This is a genomic window from Devosia submarina (genome assembly GCF_003056345.1).
In the GTDB taxonomy this organism is placed as follows: Bacteria; Pseudomonadota; Alphaproteobacteria; order Rhizobiales; family Devosiaceae; genus Devosia; species Devosia submarina.
Window position 1 is genome coordinate 1 of the sequence record NZ_PYWB01000028.1, and the last position, 2,282, is coordinate 2,282.

Sequence of the window (2,282 nt, forward strand, 5' to 3'; positions counted from 1 at the left end):
GAGCAATGGCATGTCCGAGGCCTTCGTAAAGACCCTGAAGCGAGACTACGCTTCGACCGCAATCCTCCCAGACGCCGACACCATCCTCGCCTTGCTGCCAGGATGGATCGAGGACTACTGTGAGGTTGGAGTGGACCCCGTTTCACCGGACAGGCGGAGGGTGGGTTTAGGCACTAAGGCGCAGGAACTCGCGTGGTGAGCGGAACTTGAGGCCGGAGTGCGGGTGGACCTCACAGTAGTCCTCCATCCATTCGGGCAGCAAGGCGAGGATGGTGTCGGCGTCTGGGAGGATTGCGGTTGAAGCGTAGTCTCGCTTCAGGGTCTTCACGAAGGCCTCGGACATGCCGTTGCTCTGCGGGCTGCGCACTGGTGTGAACAGCAGGGTTAGACCGAGAGCGGCAGAGACTTGGGCTGTTTGCCTGGCGATGTAGGCACTGCCATTGTCGGAGAGCCATTCCAATCGGTGTGGGACCTTGAGGGTCTGGAAGCGGCGTTCGACAGCCGCGATCATCAGGTCACAGACCATCTCACCGGAGATGCCGGCATTGGCGACAGCAGACCAGGCGATGATCTCCCGGTCGCACGCATCGATGGCAAAGACGATACGAACCACCTCGCCATTGCGGGCATGGATCTCGAGGTGGTCGGAGCACCACCTGACATTGGAGCGCAGGGCTACGACGACGCCATCGTGGGTGCGGGTGGGCCGCAGTGCTGTATGCTTTTGAAGAGTGAGCCCGTTCTGCTGCATGATCCTGAGGACCCGCTTGGTGTTGACGATGGGCTTGCCTTCCTTACGCCGCTGCCTGTTGAGCAATGCCGTCACCCTGCGATAGCCATAGGTAGGCCGCTGATCGATGATCGGGCGCAGCTCGGCAAGGAGGGTAACATCCTCGGGCTTGCGATAAGGACCTCTGGGCCGTGATAGCTTACGGGCGCGCTCGATCAGGTTCGATCTGGAGACGCCCAGAGTGCGGGCAACAACGCTCATCGGGTATCGTCCTCGGGATTGCTCCACGACAGCAAGGGCGAGGTCCGTTTTTTTGGGCGGGTGAGATCAAGGGCTTCCTTGAGGATCTCGGCCTCCATGGTCTTCTTGCCCAGCATGCGCTCGAGATCGCGCACCCGCTTCTCCAGTTCGCGAACCTGGGATGCGCCTACAACATCTTCATCAGCCTGAACGGCCGCATGGCCACCTTCAAGCATGCGGCGCTTCCAGGCGAAAAGCTGGGAGGGAGAAATGCCAGCCTGGCGGGCCACATAGGAAACGCTCATGCCAAGCTGCATGGCTTCCTCTACCAACCGCACCTTCTCGGCGACGGACCAGCGCCGGCGGCGCTGCACGGAGGTGATGACTTCGACCCGTCGAAACGGCTCATCGGAACTCTTGGACATAGTCGTACTCATAGGCGCATGCCTATGCCTTATCGGCTATGCCGCCTGTTCGGTCAAAATGGGGTGCGCTCCAGAGGTTCACCCGCATTCCGGGCTCAAGTTCCGCTCACCACGAGAGTTCCTGCGCCTCAGTGCTTAAACCCAATCGCCGCCTGTCCGGTGAAACGGGGCGCACTCCACCTGCCTCATCGGCGGCTAGTCACTGCAAAGCCGACAGACCGGCAAACCTGTGCTCTAGACTATTCACACGGCGGTCTAACGCCGAAAGCCACAGAATACGATACTGCCCCATTCCAACCAGAGCTCGCAGTTTACTAGCATGAATTGGGCCAGCCTCCTGCGGAACCACAATCTGGTTCCCTCGATGAGCCGACGCGGGAACTGCCATGACCATGCCGTGATCGTAAGTTTTTTCAATCTGCTTGAGCGTAATAGAGGCAGGCGCCGGCCCCACCGAATGCAGCATGAAGATCGCCAGGACGTATTCGATTGCATCGAAATTTTCTACAACTCGACACGCAAGCACGTCCGCAACGGCATGCTCTCACCTGTCTAGTTTGAACGGCGATACCAAGTCTAATCCCGTAGGTGTCTACAGAAACGCAGGGCCATTCGATGCTGCTTCTACCCTCCTGCCCAGCGTTGCCTTCTGGCTCATCGCGCCTTGGCTTATCTGGTGTGCATCGCTCCAGTTTTTTGCCGTCGCCTGTGGGGGAATCTGCTCCGCTGCATCTGCATCGCGCTGTCTTTCTATGCGGGCTCCTTTATCTAAGGCGAAGTGCGTACTCGGCCCCCGCCCCTGGCCTTGCCTTGCCCTGCCCTTCCTTTGCCCCAGAACGCAAAAACCCCCGGTCATTTCTGACTGGGGGTTTTGTTGTTTCGAAGTT

At 59.3% G+C, this 2,282-nt stretch carries 2 protein-coding genes and 2 pseudogenes; 2 read left to right on the plus strand and 2 right to left on the minus strand.

Annotated elements, in window-relative coordinates; translation table 11 throughout:
* Positions 1 to 199 (plus strand): annotated as a pseudogene (locus tag DDE77_RS19785) (hypothetical protein); the annotation flags it as partial.
* On the opposite strand, the gene DDE77_RS19220 reads toward DDE77_RS19785, so the two are convergent.
* A protein-coding gene (locus DDE77_RS19220; protein WP_108399097.1) for an IS3 family transposase occupies positions 167 to 1,395 on the minus strand; the annotation gives its coding sequence in 2 pieces (ribosomal slippage) (positions 167 to 1,047 and positions 1,047 to 1,395; 1,230 coding nt in all). The pseudogene DDE77_RS19785 and the gene DDE77_RS19220 sit on opposite strands and share 33 nt — an antisense overlap.
* A gap of 259 nt (positions 1,396 to 1,654) precedes the next feature.
* Here DDE77_RS19220 and DDE77_RS20015 point away from each other — a divergent pair.
* Positions 1,655 to 1,951 (plus strand): annotated as a pseudogene (locus tag DDE77_RS20015) (IS3 family transposase); the annotation flags it as partial.
* Positions 1,952 to 1,987: 36 nt separating this feature from the next.
* Here DDE77_RS20015 and DDE77_RS19790 read toward each other — a convergent pair.
* The coding region (locus tag DDE77_RS19790) for a hypothetical protein (RefSeq protein ID WP_210204444.1) at positions 1,988 to 2,282 on the minus strand (295 nt) is incomplete at its 5' end.